The organism is Buttiauxella warmboldiae (genome assembly GCF_003818135.1).
Classification (GTDB): Bacteria; Pseudomonadota; Gammaproteobacteria; order Enterobacterales; family Enterobacteriaceae; genus Buttiauxella; species Buttiauxella warmboldiae.
Map to the genome: position 1 here is coordinate 55668 of NZ_RPOH01000026.1, position 24999 is coordinate 80666.

At 53.8% G+C, this 24999-nt stretch carries 23 protein-coding genes; 5 read left to right on the forward strand and 18 right to left on the reverse strand.

Annotated features, from left to right (window positions below; translation table 11 throughout):
* Positions 1–35: 35 nt before the first annotated feature.
* From xylH to xylF, 3 genes are read right to left on the reverse strand one after another with little or no spacing between them, the layout of a single operon-like run.
* Positions 36–1217 carry a xylose ABC transporter permease XylH gene (gene xylH / locus EHN07_RS08060; protein WP_124023657.1) on the reverse strand — a complete coding sequence of 394 codons (1182 nt, stop codon included), beginning with the start codon at positions 1215–1217 and terminating at the stop codon, positions 36–38.
* Positions 1195–2736, reverse strand: coding sequence for a xylose ABC transporter ATP-binding protein (locus EHN07_RS08065; protein WP_124023658.1), 1542 nt, complete (start codon positions 2734–2736; stop codon positions 1195–1197). Before EHN07_RS08065 ends, xylH begins: the two co-directional genes overlap by 23 nt.
* Positions 2737–2794: 58 nt before the next feature.
* Positions 2795–3787, reverse strand: coding sequence for a D-xylose ABC transporter substrate-binding protein (xylF, locus tag EHN07_RS08070; RefSeq protein ID WP_124023659.1), 993 nt, complete (start codon positions 3785–3787; stop codon positions 2795–2797).
* 368 nt (positions 3788–4155) lie between these two features.
* Here xylF and xylA point away from each other — a divergent pair, with 368 nt between their 5' ends.
* Both xylA and xylB read left to right on the forward strand, forming a co-directional pair.
* Entirely contained in the window at positions 4156–5478 is a 1323-nt protein-coding gene (gene xylA, locus EHN07_RS08075; protein ID WP_124023660.1) for a xylose isomerase, read from the forward strand.
* Between the two features lie 65 nt (positions 5479–5543).
* Positions 5544–6998: a xylulokinase gene (xylB, locus tag EHN07_RS08080; RefSeq protein ID WP_124023661.1), complete on the forward strand. Its 1455-nt coding sequence runs from the start codon at positions 5544–5546 to the stop codon at positions 6996–6998.
* 61 nt (positions 6999–7059) lie between these two features.
* On the opposite strand, the gene gntK is transcribed toward xylB, so the two are convergent.
* The 4 genes from gntK to EHN07_RS08100 form a co-directional block, all read right to left on the reverse strand.
* Positions 7060–7596, reverse strand: a complete 537-nt coding sequence (gene gntK, locus EHN07_RS08085; protein WP_124023662.1) for a gluconokinase — start codon at positions 7594–7596, stop codon at positions 7060–7062.
* 197 nt (positions 7597–7793) lie between these two features.
* The gene (gene gntR, locus EHN07_RS08090; protein WP_124023663.1) at positions 7794–8789 is read right to left on the reverse strand and encodes a gluconate operon transcriptional repressor GntR; all 996 of its coding nucleotides are present in this window, start codon (positions 8787–8789) and stop codon (positions 7794–7796) included.
* Positions 8790–8895: 106 nt separating this feature from the next.
* Positions 8896–9591: a pirin family protein gene (locus EHN07_RS08095; protein WP_124023664.1), complete on the reverse strand. Its 696-nt coding sequence runs from the start codon at positions 9589–9591 to the stop codon at positions 8896–8898.
* A gap of 124 nt (positions 9592–9715) precedes the next feature.
* Positions 9716–10753, reverse strand: a complete 1038-nt coding sequence (locus EHN07_RS08100) for an oxidoreductase (RefSeq protein ID WP_124023665.1) — start codon at positions 10751–10753, stop codon at positions 9716–9718.
* Between the two features lie 464 nt (positions 10754–11217).
* Between EHN07_RS08100 and yhhY the strand changes: the two genes are divergently transcribed.
* Entirely contained in the window at positions 11218–11715 is a 498-nt protein-coding gene (gene yhhY, locus EHN07_RS08105; protein WP_124023666.1) for an N-acetyltransferase, read from the forward strand.
* Between the two features lie 44 nt (positions 11716–11759).
* On the opposite strand, the gene ggt is transcribed toward yhhY, so the two are convergent.
* Entirely contained in the window at positions 11760–13526 is a 1767-nt protein-coding gene (gene ggt, locus EHN07_RS08110; RefSeq protein WP_124023667.1) for a gamma-glutamyltransferase, read from the reverse strand.
* Between the two features lie 122 nt (positions 13527–13648).
* Between ggt and EHN07_RS08115 the strand changes: the two genes are divergently transcribed.
* Entirely contained in the window at positions 13649–14104 is a 456-nt protein-coding gene (locus EHN07_RS08115; RefSeq protein WP_124023668.1) for a DUF2756 family protein, read from the forward strand.
* Here EHN07_RS08115 and ugpQ read toward each other — a convergent pair.
* From ugpQ to livK, 10 genes are all read right to left on the reverse strand, one after another.
* Positions 14091–14834: a glycerophosphodiester phosphodiesterase gene (ugpQ, locus tag EHN07_RS08120; protein ID WP_124023669.1), complete on the reverse strand. Its 744-nt coding sequence runs from the start codon at positions 14832–14834 to the stop codon at positions 14091–14093. The genes EHN07_RS08115 and ugpQ overlap by 14 nt on opposite strands.
* Positions 14831–15901 (reverse strand): sn-glycerol-3-phosphate import ATP-binding protein UgpC, encoded by a 1071-nt coding sequence (locus tag EHN07_RS08125; RefSeq protein WP_124023670.1) that lies wholly within the window; start codon positions 15899–15901, stop codon positions 14831–14833. The genes ugpQ and EHN07_RS08125 overlap by 4 nt, the downstream gene beginning before the upstream one ends.
* 3 nt (positions 15902–15904) lie before the next feature.
* Positions 15905–16750, reverse strand: coding sequence for a sn-glycerol-3-phosphate ABC transporter permease UgpE (ugpE, locus tag EHN07_RS08130; protein WP_124023671.1), 846 nt, complete (start codon positions 16748–16750; stop codon positions 15905–15907).
* Positions 16747–17634: a sn-glycerol-3-phosphate ABC transporter permease UgpA gene (ugpA, locus tag EHN07_RS08135; RefSeq protein ID WP_124023672.1), complete on the reverse strand. Its 888-nt coding sequence runs from the start codon at positions 17632–17634 to the stop codon at positions 16747–16749. Before ugpA ends, ugpE begins: the two co-directional genes overlap by 4 nt.
* A 107-nt stretch (positions 17635–17741) precedes the next feature.
* Positions 17742–19061 carry a sn-glycerol-3-phosphate ABC transporter substrate-binding protein UgpB gene (gene ugpB, locus EHN07_RS08140; protein WP_124023673.1) on the reverse strand — a complete coding sequence of 440 codons (1320 nt, stop codon included), beginning with the start codon at positions 19059–19061 and terminating at the stop codon, positions 17742–17744.
* Between the two features lie 204 nt (positions 19062–19265).
* Complete coding sequence (gene livF, locus EHN07_RS08145) at positions 19266–19979, reverse strand: high-affinity branched-chain amino acid ABC transporter ATP-binding protein LivF (protein ID WP_124023674.1); 714 nt, start codon at positions 19977–19979, stop codon at positions 19266–19268.
* Between the two features lies 1 nt (position 19980).
* Positions 19981–20748: a high-affinity branched-chain amino acid ABC transporter ATP-binding protein LivG gene (livG, locus tag EHN07_RS08150; RefSeq protein ID WP_034499524.1), complete on the reverse strand. Its 768-nt coding sequence runs from the start codon at positions 20746–20748 to the stop codon at positions 19981–19983.
* Entirely contained in the window at positions 20745–22031 is a 1287-nt protein-coding gene (locus EHN07_RS08155) for a high-affinity branched-chain amino acid ABC transporter permease LivM (RefSeq protein ID WP_124023675.1), read from the reverse strand. Before EHN07_RS08155 ends, livG begins: the two co-directional genes overlap by 4 nt.
* Entirely contained in the window at positions 22028–22954 is a 927-nt protein-coding gene (gene livH, locus EHN07_RS08160) for a high-affinity branched-chain amino acid ABC transporter permease LivH (RefSeq protein ID WP_124023676.1), read from the reverse strand. Before livH ends, EHN07_RS08155 begins: the two co-directional genes overlap by 4 nt.
* Positions 22955–23027: 73 nt before the next feature.
* The gene (gene livK / locus EHN07_RS08165; protein WP_124023677.1) at positions 23028–24137 is read right to left on the reverse strand and encodes a high-affinity branched-chain amino acid ABC transporter substrate-binding protein LivK; all 1110 of its coding nucleotides are present in this window, start codon (positions 24135–24137) and stop codon (positions 23028–23030) included.
* A 417-nt stretch (positions 24138–24554) separates the two neighbouring features.
* Between livK and panM the strand changes: the two genes are divergently transcribed.
* Positions 24555–24935, forward strand: a complete 381-nt coding sequence (gene panM / locus EHN07_RS08170) for an aspartate 1-decarboxylase autocleavage activator PanM (protein ID WP_124023678.1) — start codon at positions 24555–24557, stop codon at positions 24933–24935.
* Positions 24936–24999 lie beyond the last annotated feature (64 nt).

Consider the following 24999-nt stretch of genomic DNA (forward strand, 5'->3'; position numbering starts at 1 on the left):
GGGACCTTACCCCGGCATTGTGATCGTTGCCACAGTTACGCTCTGCGTTTCGTGGCCGAGTCCATCCACACCGCCAGCAGCAAAATGGCCCCTTTGACGATGTATTGCCAGAAGGTGGGGACGTCCATCATGCTCATACCGTTATCGAGCGAAGCCATAATAAAGGCGCCCATCACCGCACCCGCCACGCTCCCTATGCCGCCTGCAAGGCTGGTGCCGCCAATGACACAGGCCGCAATGGCGTCCAGCTCAGCGATATTCCCGGCGGACGGAGAGCCCGCGCCCAGGCGCGAGCTAAGAATCAACCCGGCAATAGCGACCATCAGTCCGTTAATGGCGAATACCGCAAGCTTAGTGCGCTCGACATTGATACCCGAGAGGCGCGCCGCTTCAATATTGCCGCCAATCGCGTAAATACGCCGCCCAAACGCGGTGCGGGTCGCCATAAACATCCCCGCCAGCAGCAATAAGGTAAGGATCAGCACCGGCGTTGGCACGCCGCGATAGTCATTAAGTAACCAGATGGCTCCTAACACGATGACCGCCGTGATGGCCTGACGCCCGACGACGCCCGTCGAGGCGGGAGTTGCCAGCCCTAGCGCTTCGCGGCGCGTGCGCATACGCCATTGCCAGGCCACAAAAATGACCAGTCCTAATGTGCCGATACCAAAGCCAATGCCATCAGGTAAATAGCTCTGCCCGATTTGTGACATCGCCGCGCTGGTCGGTGAAACGGTGGTGCCGTTAGTCATGCCAATTAGCACGCCGCGAAACGCCAGCATTCCGGCCAGCGTGACGATAAACGACGGCACTTTGCGATACGCCACCCACCATCCATTCCACGCGCCCAGCGCCAGCCCAAGCAGCAGGGTGACAGCAATCGTTAGCGGTAAAGGCCAGCCCAGCCACACATCGAAAATGGCCGCTACGCCACCCAGCAACCCCATCATCGAGCCGACGGAAAGATCGATTTCTGCCGAAATAATAACGAACACCATGCCAACGGCCAGAATCCCGGTAATGGCCGTTTGCCGCAGCAGGTTAGAGATGTTTCTGGCGCTGAGATAAGCGCCGTCCGTGGTCCAGGTGAAGAAAAGCATGATGGCTACTATCGCCGCAATCATGACAAAAACCTGCAGATTGAGGGTGCGTAAACCTGCAAAAGGTGAGGCCGGGTGCGCCGTGAGTTTCATTTCAGACTGCTTGATTTTCGACATGCTGTTCACTCCTCAGTGCGGCTTCCATGACCTGCTGCTGGGTCAGGTTGTGGTTAATCAGGTCGGCTTTGATGCGCCCTTCATGCATCACCAGCACCCGGTCGCTCAGACCGAGGACTTCCGGCAATTCCGATGAGATAACAATCACCGCAATCCCCTGCCCAACCAGCTGATTAATCAGCTTGTAGATTTCATACTTCGCACCGATATCGATGCCGCGCGTGGGTTCATCGAGGATCAGAATGCGCGGATTGAGCAGCAGACAGCGCGCAAGAATCGCTTTTTGCTGGTTGCCGCCGCTGAGCCGGCCAATCGCCAGCTCAGGCGACGAGGTTTTTACTTTCAGCCGCCTGATGGATTGCAGCACGCAGTGTTGTTCGGCGGCATCGTCAAGGTGGGTGAGCGCGCCCGAAAACTGACTAAGTGCTGCCAGCGTGATGTTTTGCCCCACCGCCATCACCGGCACGATGCCATCTTTTTTACGATCTTCGGGCACCATCGCAATGCCGTGAGCGATAGCTTGCTGGCAGTGACTCAGGGTGACCGGTTTGTTATCAATGAAAATCTGGCCTTCTGATTTACCCGGCCAGACGCCAAACAGGCACTGCACGGCTTCGGTACGCCCGGCGCCAACCAGCCCCGCAATACCCAGAATTTCCCCCTGGTGCAGGGAAAACGAGATGTCGTTGACGCGTTTGATATGCCGGTTCACCGGATGCCAGGCCGTGAGATGCTCGACGCGCAGAATTTCAGCCCCGATCTGGTGCGGTTCATTAGGATAGAGCGCCGTAAGCTCGCGCCCGACCATCATGGTAATGATGTCATCTTCACCCATCAGCGCAGCTTCCCGCGTGCCGACAGGCTGCCCGTCGCGGATAACGCAGATGGTGTCGGAAATGGCTTTCACTTCGTTAAGTTTGTGCGAGATATAAATGCAGGCGATGCCATGCGCTTGCAGGTCGCGAATAATCCCCAGCAGCACCGCCGTTTCCTGCCCGGTCAGGGAAGCGGTTGGCTCATCGAGGATCAGTAAACGCACCTGTTTATTCAGCGCTTTGGCGATTTCAACCAGCTGCTGTTGCCCAAGCCCCAGCGAACCGACGCGGGTATCCGGAGAGATATTCAGGCTCACCTGCGCCAGCAGCTTCTGAGCGCGCAGCGTCATGCTGTCGTAATCGAGTACCCCATGCCGGGATAGCTCCGCGCCGAGGAAAATATTCTCAAGCACCGTCAGATGCTTCACCAGCGCCAGCTCCTGGTGAATAATTGCAATGCCTTTACGTTCGGTATCGCGGATGTGGCTCGCCTGTAGTTTTTCACCGGCAAACCAGATTTCCCCTTCATAACTGCCGTAAGGATAAATCCCGCACAGCACTTTCATCAGCGTGGATTTGCCGGAGCCGTTTTCGCCGCACAGGGACATCACCTCACCCGCATCCACCGCCAGGCTGACGTTATCCACCGCCTTTACGGCACCAAAAGCTTTGGTAATATTTTTCATTTCCAGTAAACAAGGCATAGCCCCTCCTTTACCTGTTTTAAGGGTATCGCCCGTGGCAGCACACGGGCGCAGTGGGTTATAGCTCGCTCTTTTTGTGGAAACCGTCGGCCACCAGGGTGCTGTCGATATTGGTTTTATCGACTTCGATGGGGGTCAACAGCCGTGAAGGGACATCTTTTACGCCGTTATTGAGTACCGCATCAGAAGCGGGTTGTTTGCCCTCGCCTAATTCCACGGCAATTTCAGCCGCCGTATTCGCAAGCTGGGTGATGGGCTTGTACACCGTCATGGTTTGCGTACCGGCAATAATGCGTTTCACCGCAGCCAAATCCGCATCCTGCCCGGAAATTGCCACTTTGCCTGACAGCCCCTGCGCGCTTAGCGCCTGGATTGCTCCTCCGGCCGTCGCATCGTTTGAGGCCACGACCGCATCAATTTTATTGTTATTGGCCGTTAGCGCATTTTCCATAATTTTCAATGCATTTTCTGGCAGCCAGCCGTCCGCCCATTGGTCGCCGACGATTTTAATTTTCCCGCTATCGATATAGGGCTTTAATACTTTCATCTGGCCGGCGCGGAACAGTTTGGCATTATTATCAACCGGTGAGCCTCCCATTAAGAAATAATTACCAGAAGGCACTTTACTAACAATGCTTTGCGCCTGCAACTCACCGACCTTTTCATTATCAAACGAGATGTAATAATCAATATCAGCATTATTAATCATACGATCATAGGCTAATACTTTTATTCCTTCCCGCCTGGCTTCGGCAATGACATTACTTAATACCTGGCCGTTGTAAGGAATAATCACCAGCACATCGACGCCACGGTTAATCATGTTTTCGATTTGCGACATCTGCGTCTCTTCGTTGCCATTCGCCGATTGCACAAACACTTTCGCGCCCAGCGACTCGGCCTTTTTAACAAAGATATCGCGGTCTTTCTGCCAGCGCTCAAGGCGCAAGTCATCTATTGCCATGCCGATTTTGACTTCTTTGGCGATACCGCTGACGCTGGTCAACACCAGCGAGGCACACAACGTCAGCAGGAGGTTCTTAATCTTCATATTGTTATACCTGTGTAGGGTGGAATAAATCGGATTAAAAATTATTTATCGTCGAGCGAAAAGGATTGTTGACCGGGAATGGCAATCCGGCAATTACAGATTTTTATCTTCGCATTACGTTTTTTTGTTTAATTGTTAATTTATGATGGCGATCGGCTTTTAAATTAACGGCAAGATTTATTGCGTTATTTACGCAGATAGCAAAAAAAATTAATTCATCGGCTATTCAGCTGTTTTTTGCGAGGCAGCGCACAGTTAAGCATTCTCTGAATCGCAGTGTGAAATAACGTAATTGAGCAACGCCCGAGGAAAATCCAGGATGGTCACAGAATCGCTTACTTGCCGCCCCCCTGATTACGGAGTTAATTATGCAAGCCTATTTCGACCAACTTGAGCGTGTACGTTTTGAAGGCCCTAAAACCACTAACCCCCTGGCATTCCGCCACTATAATCCAGATGAAATGGTGCTGGGCAAACGCATGGAAGATCACCTGCGTTTTGCCGCGTGCTACTGGCACAATTTCTGCTGGAACGGCGCAGATATGTTCGGCGTCGGCTCGTTTGAACGCCCATGGCAGCAGGCTGGCGACGCGCTAGCGCTGGCAAAAAATAAAGCAGACGTGGCCTTCGAATTCTTCCATAAGCTGAACGTTCCCTACTACTGCTTCCACGATGTGGACGTGTCGCCAGAAGGCGCGTCGCTGAAGGAATACCTGAATAATTTCGCGCAGATGACTGAGGTGCTGGAGCAAAAACAGCAACAGAGCGGCGTGAAATTATTATGGGGCACGGCTAACTGCTTTACCCATCCTCGTTACGGCGCAGGTGCGGCGACCAACCCGGACCCGGAAGTGTTCTCCTGGGCGGCAACGCAGGTCGCTACGGCGATGAATGCCACCCACAGGCTGGGCGGTGAAAACTATGTCCTGTGGGGAGGGCGTGAAGGTTACGAATCCTTGCTCAATACCGATCTGCGCCAGGAACGTGAACAAATTGGCCGCTTTATGCAGATGGTGGTGGAGCACAAACATAAAATTGGTTTCCGCGGCACGCTGCTTATCGAACCGAAACCGCAGGAGCCCACCAAGCACCAGTACGATTACGATGTCGCCACGGTTTACGGCTTCCTGAAGCAGTTCGGGCTGGAAAAAGAGATCAAAGTTAACATTGAAGCGAACCACGCCACGCTTGCCGGCCACTCGTTCCATCACGAAATCGCCAGCGCTATCGCATTGGGCATCTTCGGCTCCGTCGACGCCAACCGCGGCGATCCGCAGCTGGGCTGGGATACCGACCAGTTCCCTAATAGCGTGGAAGAAAACTCGCTGGTGATGTACGAAATTCTCAAAGCAGGCGGCTTTACCACCGGTGGCCTGAACTTTGACGCCAAAGTCCGTCGCCAGAGTACCGATAAGTACGATCTGTTCTACGGCCATATTGGGGCGATGGACGTCATGGCGCTGTCATTGAAAATTGCGGCGCGGATGATTGAAGAAGGCGAGCTGGATAAACGCGTCGCCAGGCGTTATGCCGCCTGGAATGGTGAGATTGGCCAGCAAATCCTGAAAGGGCAAATGTCGCTGGCGCAGGTGGCGCAGTACGCTGAACAGCATAACCTGGCGCCGCAGCACCAGAGCGGGCATCAGGAGCTGCTGGAAAACCTGGTGAATCACTATCTGTTTGATAGATAACTTACTGCTCGATAAACAGATTTCCCCGCGCCACGTTTTACGTGGCGCGTTTATAAGGAGTCTCTATGTATATCGGAATCGATCTCGGCACCTCGGGTGTGAAGGCGATTTTGCTGGATGAGCAAGGCGAAGTGCTGGCATCGCGCACTGAAGCGCTGACGGTGTCGCGCCCGCATCCGTTATGGTCGGAGCAAGATCCTGAACACTGGTGGCAAGCCACTGACCGCGCGATGAAAGCGCTCGGCGAACAGCACTCCCTTGCGGGTGTTAAAGCACTAGGCATTGCCGGGCAAATGCACGGCGCAACGCTGCTTGATAAGCAGCAGAACGTTTTGCGCCCGGCGATCTTATGGAACGACGGGCGCTGCGGCGCAGAGTGCGCATTGTTAGAAGCTCGCGTACCTGATTCACGCCAGATTACCGGCAACCTGATGATGCCGGGCTTTACCGCACCAAAACTGCTGTGGGTTCAACGCCACGAGCCAGAAATTTTCGCACAAATTGATAAGGTGCTGCTGCCAAAAGATTATCTGCGGCTGCGGATGAGCGGTATTTTTGCCAGCGACATGTCTGATGCCGCAGGCACGATGTGGCTGGACGTCGCAAAGCGCGACTGGAGCGACACAATGCTCGATGCCTGCCAGCTAAGCCGCCGGCAGATGCCCGCGTTATCTGAAGGCTGCGAAATAACCGGCTCGCTGAAAGCAGACGTCGCCCGGGCGTGGAATATGCCCGCCGTACCTGTGATTGCCGGCGGGGGGGATAACGCTGCGGGGGCCGTGGGCGTGGGCATGATGGATGTCGGCCAGGCGATGCTGTCGCTGGGGACATCCGGCGTGTACTTTGCCGTCAGCGAGGGTTTTCGCAGCAGGCCAGAAAGCGCGGTGCACAGTTTTTGTCACGCCCTGCCCAACCGCTGGCACTTAATGTCCGTGATGCTCAGCGCGGCCTCCTGCCTCGACTGGGCGGCAAAGCTCACCGGGCTTGCAACGGTTCCGGCCCTGCTCGCTGCGGCAGAAAAAGCCGATGAGGAAGCGGGCGATATCTGGTTCCTGCCCTATCTTTCCGGCGAGCGCACGCCGCATAATAATCCGCAGGCAAAAGGCGTGTTCTTTGGCCTGACTCATCAACATGGTCCCGCAGAGCTTGCACGCGCGGTGCTGGAAGGCGTGGGCTATGCGCTGGCGGAGGGTATGGACGCGGTGCATTCCTGTGGCGTGACGCCGCAAAGCGTGACGCTTATCGGCGGCGGTGCGCGAAGCCCGTACTGGCGGCAAATGCTGGCGGATATCAGCGGGCAAACGCTTGATTACCGCACGGGAGGCGACGTTGGCCCGGCGCTGGGAGCGGCGCGCCTGGCGCAAATTGCGATCAATCCAGATACGCCTTTGCCATCGCTGTTGCCGCAGCTAGCACCAGAGCAACAGCATCAGCCGGATAGCGTGCGTCATCAACGTTACCAGCCCCGCCGCAAAATGTTTAACCAGATTTATCAGCAGCTGTTACCGCTAATGTCGTAGAGAGTGGCCGAAGTTATCGCTCTGGCATTTTGTCAGAGCGATATTGCGGTTAAAACATGCGTTACTCTGCCGCACTGTTTTTATGAATCACATCAATAGTACTGGCCACCACCCCTTCGAGCGTCTGGTCAATCTCCACCACCAGCACATCAGGTTCATCAGCGCCGGGCTCTTCCAGCGTTTCAAACTGCGTCACCAGCATCTGCGTTTTGAAGAAGTGCCCCTTGCGCGCTTTCAGACGGTTTTCAATCACCTCAAAATCACCTTTCATGTAGATGAAAGAGAGGTTCGGGTTTCCTGCACGCAGCTGGTCGCGATAGATTTTTTTCAGCGCAGAGCAGACGATCAAAGAGACTTTATTGGTGCGTTGCATGGCAAAAGCAGCATCGTTCAGCGCCTGCAGCCAGGGCTTACGGTCTTCATCGTTAAGCGGCTCACCGGATGCCATTTTCATGATATTGCAGCGTGGATGCAGGAAATCACCGTCAAGAAACGCCGCGTGAAGCTGATAGGCAACTTCGCTTGCAACAGCAGATTTACCGCTGCCAGAGACGCCCATCAGGACGTAGATGTGATGGTCATGGTTGGTAGTACTCATAGCGTAGCTCCGACTGGCACAGCGAGTGTGACATGAAATTGTTACGGGTAACTGTTATCGGTAACATTGTCGATAGCGCGGTAGCAATAAGCAATCATCATTCGCTTAAAAAGCGAATAACTGTGAACTACATCAAACAATCTTGCGGACGTAGACTATTTTGCAGTCAATGCCGCCTGCAAGCTGAAACCGCTTCGTTAAATGGAGCCGCCCGGCGAGAGCGTAAAGCCCAAATCCAGCCTCTGTGGCATTACGGTTTCACCGCGGATGCGCGCCATTAAACGCTCGGCGCCAATACGCCCCATACGTTCACGCGGCGTCAGCACGCTGGCAAGACGCGGCTCCATCACCTGCCCGATATCGTGGCCGTGGAAACCGGCAATCGCCATATCTTGCGGAATACGCAAGCCCTGACGCTGGCATTCAAATGCTGCACCGATGGCTAAGTCATCGTTGGTACAAAAAATACTGTCGAGCTGTGGATATTCGCGCCTGGCCTGGCGGAACAGCTCAATCCCGGTGGAATAGGAAGACGAGTTCTCGACCATCACGCTATACGGCACAAGGCCCGCATCACGCATCGCCTGCTCGTACCCTTTTTTCTTAATCACGGTACGCTCATCCAGGCGTGCGCCGAGATAGGCAACGTGGCGATGGCCACGCGCAATAATGGCGGCGGTCATCTGGCGTGCGGCTTCAAAGTTATCAAAACCGACGGCAATATCGAGGCATGGCGAAACGCTATCCATCAGCTCCACCACCGGGATACCCGCCACTTCAATCATTTTTAACGTGCGCGGCGTATGGGCGCGTTCAGTGAGGACAAGGCCGTCGATATTCCAGGAAAGCATCGATTCCAGACGCTTTTCTTCCAGCTCAGGTTTATAGCCGTAGTGGGCAAGCATGGTCTGGTAGCCGTAAGCATCAATCACGTTTTCAATGCCGCGCAGCACTTCAGCGAAAACCTGGTTGGTGAGCGAGGGCAATAACACGCCGATTGCGCGGCTGGTAGCGTTGGAGAGAATGTCTGGCGCGCGGTTAGGAATATAGCCAAGTTCATCAAGGGCCGCGGCAATCTTGACCTGTAGCGCAGCGGAAACCTGCTCAGGGTTACGTAAAAAGCGGCTGACCGTCATTTTGGTTATGCCAACGCGGTCTGCAACGTCCTGTAATACCGGTCTTTTCTTTTTCATTATCTTGCTGTGCAGGTTAACTAAACGACCACCAAGTTTAGCACGGACCGGCCGCAACCTTCCCCCTGTTTCGAGGAAGGTTGTGACCGGTAACTAAGGGTAAGACTTATACGGGAGGAAGATCGAACAGCAAAATCTCGCTCGCATCGTTGGCATGAAGCGAAATCGCGGGTTCACCCCAGACGGCAACCGCGTCGCTGGTTTTAGCCTGAGTGCCATTGATGGACACATCACCTTTGACAACCTGCACCCAAATGCGGCGATCTGCCGGGATCTGATAGACAGATTGCTCCTCTTTCGCTAACGCCCAACGCGACAGCTCCATATCCTGGTTCACTTTCAGAGAACCCTCACGCGCATCCGGCGACAACACCAGCTGACGGCCCTGTGGCGCATCAAAACGGCGCTGATCGTAACGCGGTGTGATGCCTGTTTTGTCTGGAATAATCCAGATTTGGTACAGGCGCAGGCGCTCGCTTTGGCTTGGGTTGTACTCGGAGTGCGTAATCCCGGTGCCCGCGCTCATAATCTGGAATTCGCCCGCCGGGACTTTCTCTTCGTTACCCATGCTATCGCGGTGTGCCACGGCGCCTTCCAGCACATAGGTCAGGATTTCCATGTCTTTGTGCGGATGGGTGCCAAAACCTTCACCGGCCTCCACCACGTCTTCGTTAATCACACGTAATGCCGAGAAACCCATGAACCTGGCATCGTAATAATTAGCGAATGAGAAGGTGTGCCAGCTGTCCAGCCAACCATGATTCGCATGACCGCGTTCTTGCGCTTTTCTTAAAAAAATCATCTTTGTTACTCCGCCATTCGTTTGATGGGCTAAGTGTGGACCCGAACCGGAGAGGATGATAGAGGGTGAATATTGACGCCTCTGTTCAAAAAAAGTGAACGAGTTTACGGCGTCAATTTTCAGGTCAGGCGAGAGTGATTGTTGCAGGTGAAGCCTGCCCGAAACCGCGTTCAAGGATCTCAAGATTGGTCAGCGCTTCAATTTCTCTGACGTAATTTGGTTTGCCGTTGAGGAGGGTTTCATACAGCGCATCGTACACGCGCCCGTAATCGCCCATTTCTGGCTTCAGCTCTTCGCGCACGGTTTCACCCGCCTCGTTCACGTACTCAAGCACGCCTACGCTGCTGTCCGCCGCAAAGCCCGGCTCGCCCGGCATAATGTACGCCTTCAGGCTGGTTTCCTGCTGGTCGATTCCGTATTTAATGAACGAGCCTCTGGTACCGTGCACCAGGAATTTTGGGTAATCGATTTTCACCAGGTGGCTGGTTTTGACGATGGCTTTCATATCGCCATAGAAAAGCTGCGCTTCAAAGGTATCGTCCGGGTTGGCTTTATTGCGCACGCTTCGAATGTCGTAGGCGACATGATCCGGGCGGCCAAACAGCGAAATAATTTGGTCCATCGTATGCACGCCAAGACCGTAAAACGCACCGTCTGCCGGTAGACCTGGTTTGGTTTCGGCCACCGGCCGATACATATCAAAATGGCTTTCAATTTCGACAATTTCGCCAAGTTTCCCGCTTTCGATGGCTTTTTTCATCGTCAGGAAGCAGGAGTCAAAACGGCGATTCTGGTAAGGCGTGACGGTCAACCCTTTCGATTTCGCCAGCTCAAATAGCTCTTTGGCTTCGGCAAGCGTCGGGGTAAACGGTTTTTCCACCAGCACGTTTTTGCCTGCTTCCAGCGCGCGTTTCGCATAATCAAAGTGGCTATCGGCATGGGTACAGACCACCACCAGTTTGACCTGAGGATCGTTAAGAATATCGTCGAGCTGGCTGGTGAAATGGATATGGCTGTATTCCGGCTGCTGCTCAATTTCAGGCTTTTCATGGCGGCGGAAAATATGGGCAACGTAGAATTTATCTTTGCGAACCAGCACGTAAGGGAGGTGGTAACGGGTGGTGCTCTTGCCAAAACCTATAAAAGCGCAGTGTAGGGTCATTGCTTCGTCCTTTTTGACTTTGAATTGCAATTACCATACTTCAGACGCTGGCGGATGGCATGAGATTTTGCGCACGATTTTTGTCGGATGACGCTGCCGCTTATCCGACCTACGAATAATTTGCCCAAATGAGTTGGAGTTGTAGCAAGGCGGCAAGAGAACGAATCCCGATGAGCTTACTTATGTAAGGGATTCGGGTGAGTGAGCGCAGCCAACGTAGCTACAGCTTCAAATCAGAAGGGCAAAAAAAAGCCAGCGCAAGGCTGGCTAAAGTAATACTGGAAGCAATGTGAGCAATGTCGTGCTTTCAGGTTGTCTCCGTAAGGGTCTCCCCTGAACGCATGGCAATAATAATCATTATCATTCGCACTTGTCTACTATTTTTTAGAAATAAATGGCAGTTGACGAAAATTAAAAAGTCAATAATGTTGAAGGGGTTACCTAACCAATTGAGGAAAAAAGGAATGAGCGAAATAGTGATACGTCATGCTGAAATCGGCGATGCGGAAGCTCTGCATCAACTTTACTCTCAACCGACGCCGCAACGCGACACGCTACACATTCCTTATTCTCCGCAAGGGCAGTGGCTAGAACGGTTGAAGGAACCAAAACCAGGCAGCCGTAATCTGGTCGCATGTATTGATCGAAAAGTTGTTGGCCAACTGACGTTTGCGGTAGAACCATCACCGCGCCGCAGCCACGTCGCATCATTTGGCATTGGCGTGGACAGTAATTTTCATGGCAGAGGCGTCGCCAGCGCGTTGATGGCAGCAATGACAGACCTGTGTGATAACTGGCTGCGCGTCGAGCGTATCGAGTTGACGGTGTTTGTTGATAACGCACCAGCCCTGGCGGTCTATCGTAAATTCGGCTTTGAGATAGAAGGTACAGGTAAGAACTACGTACTGCGCGGCGGGCAGTATGTTGACGCGTATTTTATGGCGCGATTAAAGCCGAATTGAAACGCTCTTGCCCTTTCCGTTTCTGGAAAGGGCAAGAAAACGGATTAATAACCCGCTGTTAAATCATCAACCGAACGCGGGTCAGATGCCCCATACAACATGCCGTCCGGCGCGACCATAATGCTTTGCGTACTGCCCATCGCCTCTTTCACCTGCACGTTCTGCCCTTTCTCTTTCAGCAGTTTGATGGTGTCCGGGCTAAAGCCTTTTTCGACGCGCAGCTCATCAGGAAGCCACTGGTGATGGAAACGCGGCGCGTTGGTGGCTTCGGCAACGTTCATTCCATAATCAATGGTGTTCATCACCATTTGCAGCACGGTGGTAATGATTCGGCTGCCGCCTGGGCTGCCGGTCACCAGCCAGGTTTTCCCGTCTTTCACCACGATAGTTGGCGACATCGACGACAGCGGGCGCTTATGCGGCCCCACCGCGTTGGCATCACCACCCACCAGCCCGTAAACGTTCGGCACACCCGGTTTGGCCGAGAAATCATCCATTTGGTTGTTCATCAGAATACCGGTGTTGCCTGCCACAATGCCGGTGCCGAATACGGTATTAAGCGTATAAGTCACCGCTACGGCATTGCCGTCTTTATCCACCACCGAGAAATGCGTGGTCTGGTTACTTTCATACGGCGCAAGTTTGCCCGGCTTGATTGCGCTCGACGGCCGCGCTTTGTTGATATCTATCTGTTCTGCCAATGATTTCGCATAGGCTTTGTTGGTCAGCGCCTGCCACGGCACTTTGACAAAATCCGGGTCGCCAAGGTATTCCGAGCGATCGGCATAAGCATATTTTTCAGCCTCTGCGGTGAGCTGCATCGCATCGGCGCTAGCAAAACCGTATTTGGCGAGGTCAAAGTTTTCCAGAATATTGAGGATTTGCACGATGTGAATGCCACCGGAAGACGGCGGCGGCATAGAGAAAATCTCATAGCCACGGTATTCGCCGCTAATTGGCGCACGTTCTACCGCCTTGTAATTCGCCAGATCCGCTTTGCTAATCAGCCCGCCATTTTTTGCCATTTCATCGGCGATTTGCTCAGCAATAGAGCCTTTATAAAACGCATCCGGGCCATTTTCAGCAATCAGCTCCAGGCTTTTAGCGAGATCGGCCTGCACCAGTTTGTCGCCCTTTTGCAGCGGCTTACCGTCAGCTTTCCAGAAAATAGCTTTGCTGTTGGGATGATTCGGCAGCACTTCCGCGCCATAAACGGCTAAATCCTCCGCCAGCGCATCGTTGACGCTAAATCCGTCCTGCGCCAGCCCGATCGCAGGCTGAAGCACTTTATTTAGCGGCAGAGTGCCATATTTTTCCAGCGCCATAGCGAAGCCCGCCACGGTGCCCGGCGTACCTGAGGCAAGATGAGAAGTGAGAGATTTTTTGCTGTCGGCATTGCCCTGCGCATCAAGGAACATATCGCGCGTGGCTTTTTCCGGGGCCATTTCACGGAAATCAATGGCGGTGGTTTTACCATCTTTAGTGCGCAACATCATAAAGCCACCGCCGCCAATATTCCCCGCCTGCGGGTGAGTCACCGCCAGCGCAAAACCGACGGCAACAGCGGCATCAACTGCATTCCCGCCTTGTTTCAGAATATCGACGCCCACTTGTGTGGCGAGGGCGTCTTGCGCAGCCACCATGCCATTTTCAGCACGCACCGCATGATGTACGTCAGCTTCAACACCATAGGATACCGGGGGTGCCGCCGGAGGGGGCGCGGCATTAACAGAAAAGCAAAGTCCTATCATAAGCGCAGGAATCGTCATCCAACGCAGAGCTTCTGAGCAAAAAGTTTTCCACTGCTTCATCGTTTTTTCTCCATGTTTGTCCAGTCAATCGCCCAATAAGCCTGGTCTAAAACTCCTAAATAATCTTCGTAACTACGGAAAACGATTAAACTTAATAGATCCCCCAAATGGAGGAAGTATTGATGAAAAAAATATTACCCGTGGCGGCTTTGCTGCCGTTGGCCTGTCTGGCACAGCCGATAAATACCCTGAATAACCCCAACCAGCCGGGTTACCAGATCCCCAGCCAGCAGCGGATGCAGCAGCAGATGCAAACGCAGCAGATACAGCAAAAAGGGATGTTAAATCAGCAGCTACAGACCCAGACGCGTATGCAACAGCAGCATCTGGAAGCGCAGATCAACAATAATTCGCAGCAGGATGTGTTGAAAGTGAAGAAAACGCTGCCCAATGAGCTGGATGTCGGGAGTCAGCAGGTGCTGCCAAACACCAATGGCGGCATGCTAAGCGGCAGCGGGTCGAACGCCAGCGGGCAGGATCGCATGCTGCAGCCGAGGGCCAACGGCAGCATGTTAAATCCTGATGGCAACTCGACTACGTTACAGCCGAGCATTCCGCTGAAAACTATTGGGCCGTAAAGTCTGCGCCAATCTGGTCGATAAGGTCAGTGCAGATGATATCCACTCCCCAGCGCAGCAGCGTGGCTGCCCGTTGGGGGTTATTCACGGTATAAACCAGAATATGTAATCCTGCCGCTTTTAGTTCCCGCACGCGCAACTCATCCAGCAGTTTATGATTTAAATGAATGGATACGCAGCCCAGACGAGTGGTTAGCTCGCGCCAGTCATCACGCCATTCATCAAGCAATAAACCGCGCGGTAATTCTGGCGCCGCTCGCTGTGCCGCTTCCAGCGCTTTGATGGAAAACGAGGATAGCAAAGGTGCAGTTTGCCCCTGCCATAATTCCCTGGCGGCCAGCGCAATGGCTTTGCCGGTTTCCGTGTCGCTGCCCGTTGTCGGCTTGATTTCAATATTGACCATCATGCCGTGCTGATGACAGCGCGCCGCAACCTGTGAAAGCAGCGGTAATGGCTCACCTTTGAACTCATTGCTAAACCAACTTCCGGCGTCTACGTTAAGCAGCTTATCCCACGGTAAATCGCCCGCCACTCCCCAGCCGTTACTGGTGCGCTCAAGCGTATCGTCATGCAGCAGGAAGATGTGCCCGTCTTTTGCAAGCTTGGCATCAAACTCGATCATGGTATGACCGTAACGCGCACCAACATCAATCGCCGCCAGGGTATTTTCCGGTGCCAGTTTTCCACCGCCGCGATGGGCGGCGACTTTTGGGTAAGGCCAGTGGCTCATAAACGTTGTCCATTTTCTTTATTAAAGAAATGCAGATGATTTTCAGGCAGATGCAGCCATAAGGTGCTGCCGGGCTGCGGGCGCTCCTGATGCGCCAGCCGCACCACCATTTTTTGCTCGCCCCAGCGCCCGTGCACCAGATTATCCGCACCGAGCATCTCCAGCGTGTCCACCATAAAGGGGATGCCGCCTGCGGTTTGTGAGCTTAACGCAATATGTTCCGGGCGGATACCCAGCGTTACCGCGCAGCCCTGATACGAACGCTTCGCGCTCCCCAGCGGCAGCGCCATCCCACCCGCCAGTTCAAAACGCGTGCCGTCAGCGCTAATATTTCCTTCCAGCAGGTTCATGGCCGGCGAGCCGATAAAGCTTGCCACAAAGCGAGTGGCCGGGCGTTCATAAACCTCTACCGGCGTGCCAATTTGCTCAGCAACACCTTTATTCATCACCATCACGCGCTGGGCCAGCGTCATCGCTTCGACCTGGTCATGGGTAACGTACAAACTGGTGGTTTCCAGGCGGCGATGCAGCTGCTGTAACTCCAGGCGCATTTGTACGCGCAGCTTGGCGTCGAGGTTGGAGAGCGGTTCGTCAAACAGGAAAACTGCCGGGTCACGCACGATGGCGCGCCCCATTGCCACGCGCTGACGTTGACCGCCGGAAAGCTCGCGCGGGCGGCGTTTAAGCAGGCCGTCCAGCTCCAGAATGCGTGCCGCTTCCGCGACTTTCTGCTGAATATGCGCTTTGCCCATGCCGCGAATTTTCAGCCCCCAGGCCATGTTTTCCTCCACGCTCATATGCGGATACAGCGCGTAGTTCTGGAACACCATCGCAATGCCGCGCTCTTTCGGCTCCATTTCAGTGACGCGCTGGCGATCGATCCAGATATCGCCGCTGGTCACGCGTTCAAGCCCGGCCACCATGCGCAGCAGCGTGGATTTCCCACAGCCCGACGGCCCCACCATCACGATAAATTCACCGTCCGCCACATCGAGCGTGAGCGGTTGAATGACCTGAGTTTTGTTATCCCAGCTTTTACTTACTGCCTGTAGTTTCAGACCTGCCATGGTTTACTTCTCACTATCAACAAGGCCACGCACAAACGCACGCTGCATGGCTAAAACGATTATTACCGGTGGGATCAGCGTCAGCAGCATCGCCGCCATCACCTGATTCCACTGGGTGGAGCCTTCGCCAGAAGACATCATCCCTTTGATCCCCGCAACGGCGGTGCCGAGGTTGACGTCGCTGATAATCAGCAGCGGCCACAGATACTGATTCCAGCCGTAGATGAAGGTGATGACGAACAGCGCGGCCAGGTTGGTTTTTGAGAGCGGCAGCACGATGTCGCGAAAGAAGCGCATTGGTGTTGCACCATCAATGCGAGCCGCTTCGATTAACTCGTCGGGCAGCGTCATAAAGAACTGACGGAATAAAAATGTGGCGGTCGCCGAAGCCATTAACGGCAGCGTCAGGCCGGTGTAGCTGTCGAGCATCTTGAGATTGGCGATAACTTCTACAGTGGGGAAAATTCGCACTTCGACCGGCAGCATCAAAGTGATAAAAATCATCCAGAAGAAGAGGTTACGCAATGGAAAGCGGAACCAGACGATGGCAAATGCCGAGAGCATTGAGACCGTAATTTTGCCGATAGTAATCACCAGCGCCATCACGAAACTGTTCAGCAGCATCAGGCCGAACGGCGCACTGTTAGCACCGACGCCGTGCGTCCAGATATAAGCCATGTTCTCAAACAGATGACTGCCGGGGATCAGCGTCATCGGCGTCTGAAAGACGGCTTCGTTATCAAGCGTTGCCGCAACGAATGCGACATACAGCGGGAACAGAATCACGATGATGCCAAGGATGAGCATGGTGTGGCTGAAAATAGTCAGCCCGCGGCGGTTCTCAATCATTGGTAGCGCACCTTACGTTCCACGAAACGAAACTGAATCACCGTCAGAACAATCACCAACAACATCAGCACCACAGACTGCGCGGCTGATGCGGAGAGGTCGAGCCCGGCAAAACCTTCACGATAGATTTTATAGATAAGCGTGGTGGTGGCCTGTACCGGGCCACCGCCGGTTGCGGCGTCGATAACCGGGAAGGTATCGAAAAAGGCGTAAACCAGATTCACCACCAGCAGGAAGAAACTCACCGGAGCAATCAGCGGCAGCGACAATTTAAAGAAGCGGCGCACCGGCCCGGCACCGTCAATAGAAGCGGCTTCGACCAGGGATCGAGGAATCGACTGAAGTGCAGCAAAGAAGAACAGGAAGTTGTAGCTGATTTGCTTCCAGACCGAAGCAAACACCACCAGGAACATCGCCTGGCCGCTGTTTTGCGCGTGGTTCCAGTGGTAGCCAAGCTGTTCTAACACATGGGTAAGCAGACCACGCCCGGGGTTAAACAGGAAGATCCACAATACGGCGGCAATGGCCGGAGCGACGGCGTAGGGCAGCAGCATCAGCGTTTGATAAAGACGGCTGGCGCGGATCACGTAATCCGTCAGCGCGGCGAAAAACAGCGACACCAGCAGGCCGCTACCTGCGACTAATCCGCTAAAAATTAAGGTGGTGTAGAAAGAGTCGAGATAGTAACTGTCGTGGAAAAGCTGTTTGAAGTTATCCAGGCCGACAAACGTGCTCGAAAGCCCAAACGGATCGACGTTTTGCAGTGAGTACCACAGCGCTTCGCCCGCAGGCCAGATGAAAAAGATAAGGGTGATAACCAGTTGCGGCAACACTAGCGCATACGGCAGCCAACCGGAACGGAATACGGGGCGAGATGATGACATAAGTGATTCTTTTCCTGAACAATGTCGGACGACGGCTGCGCCTTACCCGACCTACAAACAGCAATTCGTAGGTCGGATGAGCGAAGCGTCATCCGACACTGAAAAACTTAAGACTTAGTCGATTGCTCAAAACGGCGCAGCAGCTGATTACCACGCTCAACCGCGCTGTCTAATGCCTGCTGAGGGGTTTTCTTACCGGTCCACACCGACTCAAGCTCTTCATCAACAATGGTGCGAATCTGCGGCATATTGCCCAGACGCAGGCCTTTGGTGAACGGCAATGGCGGTTTATTCATCATCTGGCGCGTTGCGATATCCGCCCCTGGATTTTTCTCGTAGAAGCCCTGCTCGCGGGTCAGATCGTACGCCGCTTTGGTAATCGGCAGATAGCCGGTTTTCTGGTGCCATTCGGCTGCAATTTCAGGCTGGGCAAGGAACTGCATAAACTCGGCAACGCCTTTGTAAGTCGCCGCGTCTTTCCCCTGCATCACCCACAAACTCGCCCCGCCGATAATAGCGTTCTGCGGTGCATTCGGGATGGTTGAGTCGTAAGGCATCATGCCCACGCCGTAGTTGAATTTGGCGTAGTGGCGGATATCGGCCAGCGAACCGGAAGAGGCGGTGGTAATCGCACAATCGCCGTTGTAGAACTTCTCGGTGGATTCGTCTTTACGACCGAAGTAGCTGAAATCGCCTTTCTTGTTCAACTCTTGCAGCAGGGCGATGTGTTTCACTTGCTCGGGCTTGTTGAATTCCAGAACCGCGTCAGTGCCATCAAAGCCATTGTTTTTGGTCGCTACCGGCAGGCCGTTCCAGGCGCTGAAGTTTTCAATTTGAATCCAGCCCTGCCAGCCGCTGGCGTAGCCGCACTTCATGCCGGCAGCTTTCAGCTTGGCGGTGTAATCAGCCAGATCCTGCCAGGTTTTTGGCGGCTGCTCGGGGTCAAGACCAGCTTTTTTAAACGCATCTTTGTTGTAGTACAGCACCGGCGTTGAGCTGTTAAACGGCTGGGAAAGCAGATGGCCGGTTTTCGCATCGGTGTAGTAACCAGAAACCGTCGGCACAAACTGAGATTCGTCGAACTTAATGCCCGCATCGTTAAACACTTCATACACCGGTTTGATCGCTTTCGAGGCCATCATGGTCGCGGTGCCTACTTCGTAAACCTGCAAAATAGCTGGCGCATTGCCCGAACGGAAAGCGGCGATCCCCGCCGCCAGGTTCTGTTCATAGTTGCCTTTATAAACCGGGACAATTTTGTAGTCAGGATGGGTTTGGTTGAAACGTTGAGCCAGTGAATCAACTTCCTTGCCCAGTTCGCCTTCCATCGAGTGCCAGAATGGAATGGAAGTGGCGGCGATAGCGCTGCTGCTAAATACGCATCCAAGCGCGAGGCAAATTGCGGTGTGTCGTAACGATGCAGTCATGTCTTATCTCTCGAATTATTTTGCGTTGAAATAAGTTGCGCGAAAATACGCGTTTTTGTTCGCATCAAAACATGACATGCGCGAATGACAGAAAAATAACAGTGAGGTGACAGGATCGTGACTATAAAGTGAAGGAATTATGACTGATGGCAAAATGTCATAAAAAAAGGAGCCAAAAAGGCCCCTTCGTATTTAAGCGCTAATTTAGCCGCCGAGGTAGGCGCTACGCACCGCTTCGTTAGCCAGCAGCGCGTCCCCCGTGTCTTCCAGCACCACGTGACCATTTTCCAGCACGTAGCCACGGTCAGCAAGCTTCAGCGCCTGGTTGGCGTTCTGCTCGACGAGGAAGATGGTCATGCCTTCGCTACGCAGCTGTTCGATGGTATCGAAAATCTGCTGAATGATGATTGGCGCCAGGCCCAGAGAGGGTTCGTCTAACAGCAGCAAACGCGGTTGGCTCATCAACGCCCGGCCAATTGCTAACATCTGCTGCTCACCGCCGGACATCGTGCCCGCACGCTGAATGCGGCGCTCCAGCAGGCGCGGGAACAGTTGGTAAACGCGTTGGATACGTTCATGATACTGGTCGCGCTCAGCAAAGAAGCCGCCCATCGCCAGGTTTTCTTCTACCGTCATGCGAGAAAATACGCGGCGGCCTTCCGGCACAATCGCAACGGCTTCACGCATGATGCGCGCGGTATGCCAGTCGGTGATGTCTTTACCATCAAAGGTAATTTTGCCGCTTGAAGCACGCGGGTCACCACACAGTGTTCCCAACAGCGTGGTTTTACCGGCGCCGTTCGCGCCAATCAGGGTGACGATTTCGCCCTGTTTGATGTGCAGACTGACCTCATGAAGCGCCTGGATTTTTCCGTAGTGGGCGCTCACATGGTCAAAGGACAACATGATATTTTCCATCTTACGCCTCTCCCAAATAGGCACGGATTACGTCAGGGTTATTACGGATTTGCTCCGGCGTGCCGTTCGCAAGCGGCGTCCCCTGGTTTACCACGTAAATCCTGTCAGAAATGCCCATCACCAGTTTCATATCGTGCTCGATTAACAGCACGGTAGTGTTGTGATGGTTGCGTAACTCCATGATTAACTCATCGAGTTCATGCGTTTCTTTCGGGTTAAGGCCAGCCGCCGGTTCATCAAGCATCAGAATTTCTGGCTGAGTCACCATGCAGCGTGCAATCTCAAGGCGGCGCTGATCGCCATACGCCAGGTTGCTCGCCTGGCGGTTAGCCTGCTCAAGCAGACCAATACGTTCAAGCCAGGTTGCAGCGCGGTCCAGCGCTTCGCTTTGCGAGCGGCGGAAGGCAGGCGTTTTCAAAAGACCTGAGAACACACCGGTTTTCAGCTGCATATGCTGAGCAACCAGCAGGTTTTCAATCACGGTCATTTCGCGGAACAGACGAACGTGCTGGAAAGTACGCACCACGCCCATACGTGCAATTTGCTGGCCCGGCAGACCTTCAAGGTGTTGATCACGCAACAGAATCGTACCGCCTGATGGCTTGTAAAAGCCGGTCAGGCAGTTAAACACCGTGGTTTTACCCGCCCCGTTCGGGCCGATTAACGAAACAATTTCTTGCGGATGCAGTTCCAGAGAAACATTGTTTACGGCGAGCAGGCCGCCGAAACGCATCATCAGGCCGTTTACGGATAACAATGGCTGACTCATGCCTGCTCTCCTTTCACTTGTTCCACTTGCTCTTTCTTCAATTTCAGCTGCGGACGGGTCATTGGCAGCAGCCCTTGCGGACGCCAGATCATCATCAGCACCATCAGCCCACCGAGCACCAGCATGCTGTATTCATTCAGATCGCGCATCAGTTCGCGCGACACCACCAGCAGCACGGCGGCGAGGATAACGGCAAACTGTGACCCCATGCCGCCCAGTACCACAATCGCCAGCACGAAAGCCGATTCGGCAAAGGTGAACGATTCCGGGCTGACAAAGCCCTGACGCGCGGCGAACAGCGTTCCGGCGAAACCAGCAAACGCGGCGCTGATGGTGAATGCGGTCAGCTTGATGCGCGTTGGGTTCAGGCCCAGCGAACGGCAAGCGATCTCGTCTTCACGTAGCGCTTCCCACGCGCGACCCAGCGGCATACGCAGCAGGCGGTTAATCACAAATAGCGACAGGACCACCAGCAGCAGCGCCACGAGATACAGGAAGATAATTCTGTCGCCCGGGTTATAGGCGACGTTAAAGAAGTTGCTGAACGTATCCCAACCGCCTTCACGCGCGCTACGGCTGAACTCCAGACCAAACAGCGTGGGTTTTGGGATTTGGCTGATGCCGTTCGGGCCACCGGTGATTTCAGTATTGTTCAGCAGCAGAATACGGACGATTTCACCAAAGCCCAGCGTCACAATCGCCAGGTAGTCACCGCGCAGGCGCAGCACCGGGAAGCCCAGCAGGAATCCCGCCGCCGCCGACACCAGGCCCGCAATCGGCAAGCATGTCCAGAATCCCAGACCGTAATAGTGGTTAAGCAGCGCAAAGGTGTAAGCACCGATGGCATAAAAACCGCCGTAGCCCAGAACCAACAGCCCAGACAACCCCACCACGACGTTCAGGCCGAGGCCGAGAATAATGTAGATCATGGTCAGCGTGGCGATATCCACCGTGCCGCGTGAAACCACAAACGGCCACGCAACCGCAAGCACCAATAGTGCCGCCAGGAACAATTTTTGTTTCGGTGTAGAACCGTCTAACGCAGGCAGCACAAACTTCGGCCCGGAGACTTTTTTCATCCCTTTCTGGAATGCGGGGCGCAATAGCTGGAAGACGAAGACAATCACCGTACCTGTCAGAACCCACTGCCAGCGCACCGTATCCGCGCTGTGTACCACAAGTTTAGTGCCATCGAGGCTCAGCTGAACGCCCATAAAGACGCCCGCCAGTACGAAAAATATCGCCGCCGAAAGCAGCGCCAGAATAACATGCATCGGTTTCATACTTTCTCAACCTCCGGACGGCCCAGGATCCCGGTGGGCATCACCAGCAGAACCACAATGAGCAGCGCAAAGGAGACAACATCTTTATATTCGGTGCTCAGATACGCCGAGGTCAGCGCTTCCGCCACACCTAAGATCAGGCCGCCAATCATCGCGCCAGGGATACTGCCGATGCCGCCGAGCACCGCGGCGGTGAAGGCTTTCATCCCGGCCATAAAGCCGATGTAGGGGTTGATAACGCCGTAGAACTGGCCGAGCAACACGCCCGCAACCGCAGCCATTGCCGCACCAATCACGAAGGTCAAAGAGATAACGCGGTCAGTATTGATACCGAGCAGGCTCGCCATTTTTAAATCTTCTGCGCAGGCGCGGCACGCGCGGCCCATGCGGGAATAACGGATAAACAGCGTCAGCGCCAGCATCGCAAGGAAGGTCACCACCCAAATCACCAGCTGCATGGTAGTAATGGTTGCGGTGAAGCTTTCGCTGCTACCGACCACCCACTGGCCGTTAAACAGGCTTGGCAGCGCGATGTCACGCGAACCTTCCGTCAGGCTGACGTAGTTTTGCAGGAAGATGGACATCCCGATAGCAGAGATCAGGGCAATCAGGCGCTTAGAGTTACGCACCGGCTTATATGCCACGCGCTCAATGCTCCAGCCGTAGGCGCTGGCGATGATAATAGCGCCCAAAAAGCCAGCCCCCACCAGCATCCAGCCCACATCAATGCCCATCATCATCAGGGCGGCGATGATCATAAACGAGACATAGCTGCCGATCATATACACCTCGCCGTGGGCGAAGTTGATCATGCCGATAATGCCGTAAACCATGGTGTAACCGATGGCAATCAGCGCGTAAGTACTGCCCAGCGTCACGCCGTTAAACATCTGCTGCAGGAAGTAGAGGAACTGCTCGGACATACAATAACCTTATTTATTCCTCCCCAACGCATAGCCGCCGGGGAGGTGGGATGACCCAGAATTACCGATCTGCTTATTTCGCCACTGAGGACGAACCGTCGGCATGCCACTGGAAGACACCAAAATCAAATCCCTTCAGATCGCCTTTCTCATCCCAGTTCAGCGGCCCAATCACGGTTTTCGCACCGTTTGCTTTCAAGTCTTTGACTAAATCAGCAGGCTCTTCGCTGCCGGTACGCTCCAGCGCTGTCGCCAGGGACTGCACCGCCGCATAAGTAATCCAGACATAAGGACCACTTGGGTCTTTTTTCTGCCCTTTCAAATCGTCCACGATAGCTTTGTTCGCCGGGTCCTGGTCATAACGTTTTGGCATGGTGACTAACATCCCTTCGCCCGCTTTGCCCGCGATATTGGACAGCGATGCGTTACCCACCCCTTCCGGGCCCATAAACTGAGTTTTCAGGCCAACAGCACGCGCCTGGCGCAGGATCTGGCCCATTTCCGGGTAGTAGCCGCCGTAATAAACAAAGTCGATATTTTCTTTTTGCAGACGCGCCACCAGCGTGGAGAAATCTTTGTCGCCTGCGGTGATGCCGTCGAAGAAGACGATATTAGCGCCGCCTTTTTTCAGACCGTCCTGTACCGAACGCGCCAGGCCTTCACCGTATTGCTGTTTATCATGAATGATAGCGATACGCTGCGGCTTCACGGTTTCCAGAATGTATTTAGACGCCGTTGGGCCCTGGGAAGAGTCGAGACCTGCGGTACGCATAATCATTTTGTAGCCGCGGGCAGTCAGCTCTGGGTTAGTCGCACCAGGGGTGATCATCAGGATGCCTTCGTCTTCGTAAATATCAGACGCAGGCTGAGTGGAAGAAGAACACAGGTGGCCGATAACATAGCGCACGCCGTCGTTGACGATTTTGTTGGCAACCGCTACGGCTTGTTTCGGATCGCAAGCATCGTCGTATTCAACCGCGACAAGTTTGTCGCCTTTGACGCCGCCTTTGGCGTTGATGTCTTTGATTGCCTGGCGGGCACCGTTAAATTCCATGTCGCCCCACTGCGCAACCGGACCAGACATAGCGCCAACAACCGCAACTTTGATATCAGCTGCGGTTGCCGCGTGAGACACCGCCAGCGCAATAATTCCAGCGAGTAATGTCTTCGCGTTTACTTTCATGCTTTAAATCCCCATTTTCGTGATTTGTGGTTTTATTATGGTTAAAAAACATGCTGCGCACTTTTCAACCTTTAACCATTTTTATGAGCGCCGTTAAGGGCTTAGCGTTAAAATTTACAATTTTTAAGGCTAAACCCTCTATTTTTCAGGCGATTAAGCAAAGATATTATGCTGTATTTGCTGAGAGTTAAACAAAAAAAAGCAGCTTTTTCAGCATAAAATAGCGATACAAAGAGTGGAATAAATCACTGGGTTTTAGGGTTTTATACTGAACAGCTTTCAATCTGCGGCTTATAGAACTGGTTTATCTTTACCGCAAAAATTAATCACCTGGTATATGGCAGATAAAAGAGAAAGCGTCTGGCGTAAATAAATTGGTTACACTCGGGGTTTTCCCGCTTTTTGGTTAGCTCACTTATGAAACTCACCATCATTCGTCTGTTGGAGTGTAGTGCCCAGGATGAGATCGATCTCGCGAAGATCTGGCCGGAATATTTCAGCACCTCGCTGATGCTCAGTGACGCCCACAGAATTTACGCGGCAAAGTTTAATGACCGGCTACTCGGTGCGGTGCGCGTTACGCTTGCGGGCAGTGAAGCTACGCTGGATTCGCTGCGGGTGCGCGAAATCACCCGTCGTCGTGGCGTGGGGCAGTATCTGGTTGAAGAAGTGATTCGTGATAACCCAGACATCACCGGTTGGCAGATGCCGAATGACGGCGTGGAAGATATCGGTGTGATGAATGCGTTTATGCAGGCGGTAGGGTTTGAAGTTCAGAGTAATGGCTGGAAGAAGTAATCCTCACCCAGCCCTCTCACTCCAGGCTGTCTCTTATACACAACTCACCCTTCACTTTGGCAAC

Coding starts and splice junctions, on each gene's coding strand:
- xylH (WP_124023657.1), bottom strand. CDS start 1,217: ATGTCGAAAATCAAGCAGTCTGAAATGAAACTCACGGCGCACCCGGCC.
- EHN07_RS08065 (WP_124023658.1), bottom strand. CDS start 2,736: ATGCCTTGTTTACTGGAAATGAAAAATATTACCAAAGCTTTTGGTGCC.
- xylF (WP_124023659.1), bottom strand. CDS start 3,787: ATGAAGATTAAGAACCTCCTGCTGACGTTGTGTGCCTCGCTGGTGTTG.
- xylA (WP_124023660.1), top strand. CDS start 4,156: ATGCAAGCCTATTTCGACCAACTTGAGCGTGTACGTTTTGAAGGCCCT.
- xylB (WP_124023661.1), top strand. CDS start 5,544: ATGTATATCGGAATCGATCTCGGCACCTCGGGTGTGAAGGCGATTTTG.
- gntK (WP_124023662.1), bottom strand. CDS start 7,596: ATGAGTACTACCAACCATGACCATCACATCTACGTCCTGATGGGCGTC.
- gntR (WP_124023663.1), bottom strand. CDS start 8,789: ATGAAAAAGAAAAGACCGGTATTACAGGACGTTGCAGACCGCGTTGGC.
- EHN07_RS08095 (WP_124023664.1), bottom strand. CDS start 9,591: ATGATTTTTTTAAGAAAAGCGCAAGAACGCGGTCATGCGAATCATGGT.
- EHN07_RS08100 (WP_124023665.1), bottom strand. CDS start 10,753: ATGACCCTACACTGCGCTTTTATAGGTTTTGGCAAGAGCACCACCCGT.
- yhhY (WP_124023666.1), top strand. CDS start 11,218: ATGAGCGAAATAGTGATACGTCATGCTGAAATCGGCGATGCGGAAGCT.
- ggt (WP_124023667.1), bottom strand. CDS start 13,526: ATGAAGCAGTGGAAAACTTTTTGCTCAGAAGCTCTGCGTTGGATGACG.
- EHN07_RS08115 (WP_124023668.1), top strand. CDS start 13,649: ATGAAAAAAATATTACCCGTGGCGGCTTTGCTGCCGTTGGCCTGTCTG.
- ugpQ (WP_124023669.1), bottom strand. CDS start 14,834: ATGAGCCACTGGCCTTACCCAAAAGTCGCCGCCCATCGCGGCGGTGGA.
- EHN07_RS08125 (WP_124023670.1), bottom strand. CDS start 15,901: ATGGCAGGTCTGAAACTACAGGCAGTAAGTAAAAGCTGGGATAACAAA.
- ugpE (WP_124023671.1), bottom strand. CDS start 16,750: ATGATTGAGAACCGCCGCGGGCTGACTATTTTCAGCCACACCATGCTC.
- ugpA (WP_124023672.1), bottom strand. CDS start 17,634: ATGTCATCATCTCGCCCCGTATTCCGTTCCGGTTGGCTGCCGTATGCG.
- ugpB (WP_124023673.1), bottom strand. CDS start 19,061: ATGACTGCATCGTTACGACACACCGCAATTTGCCTCGCGCTTGGATGC.
- livF (WP_124023674.1), bottom strand. CDS start 19,979: ATGGAAAATATCATGTTGTCCTTTGACCATGTGAGCGCCCACTACGGA.
- livG (WP_034499524.1), bottom strand. CDS start 20,748: ATGAGTCAGCCATTGTTATCCGTAAACGGCCTGATGATGCGTTTCGGC.
- EHN07_RS08155 (WP_124023675.1), bottom strand. CDS start 22,031: ATGAAACCGATGCATGTTATTCTGGCGCTGCTTTCGGCGGCGATATTT.
- livH (WP_124023676.1), bottom strand. CDS start 22,954: ATGTCCGAGCAGTTCCTCTACTTCCTGCAGCAGATGTTTAACGGCGTG.
- livK (WP_124023677.1), bottom strand. CDS start 24,137: ATGAAAGTAAACGCGAAGACATTACTCGCTGGAATTATTGCGCTGGCG.
- panM (WP_124023678.1), top strand. CDS start 24,555: ATGAAACTCACCATCATTCGTCTGTTGGAGTGTAGTGCCCAGGATGAG.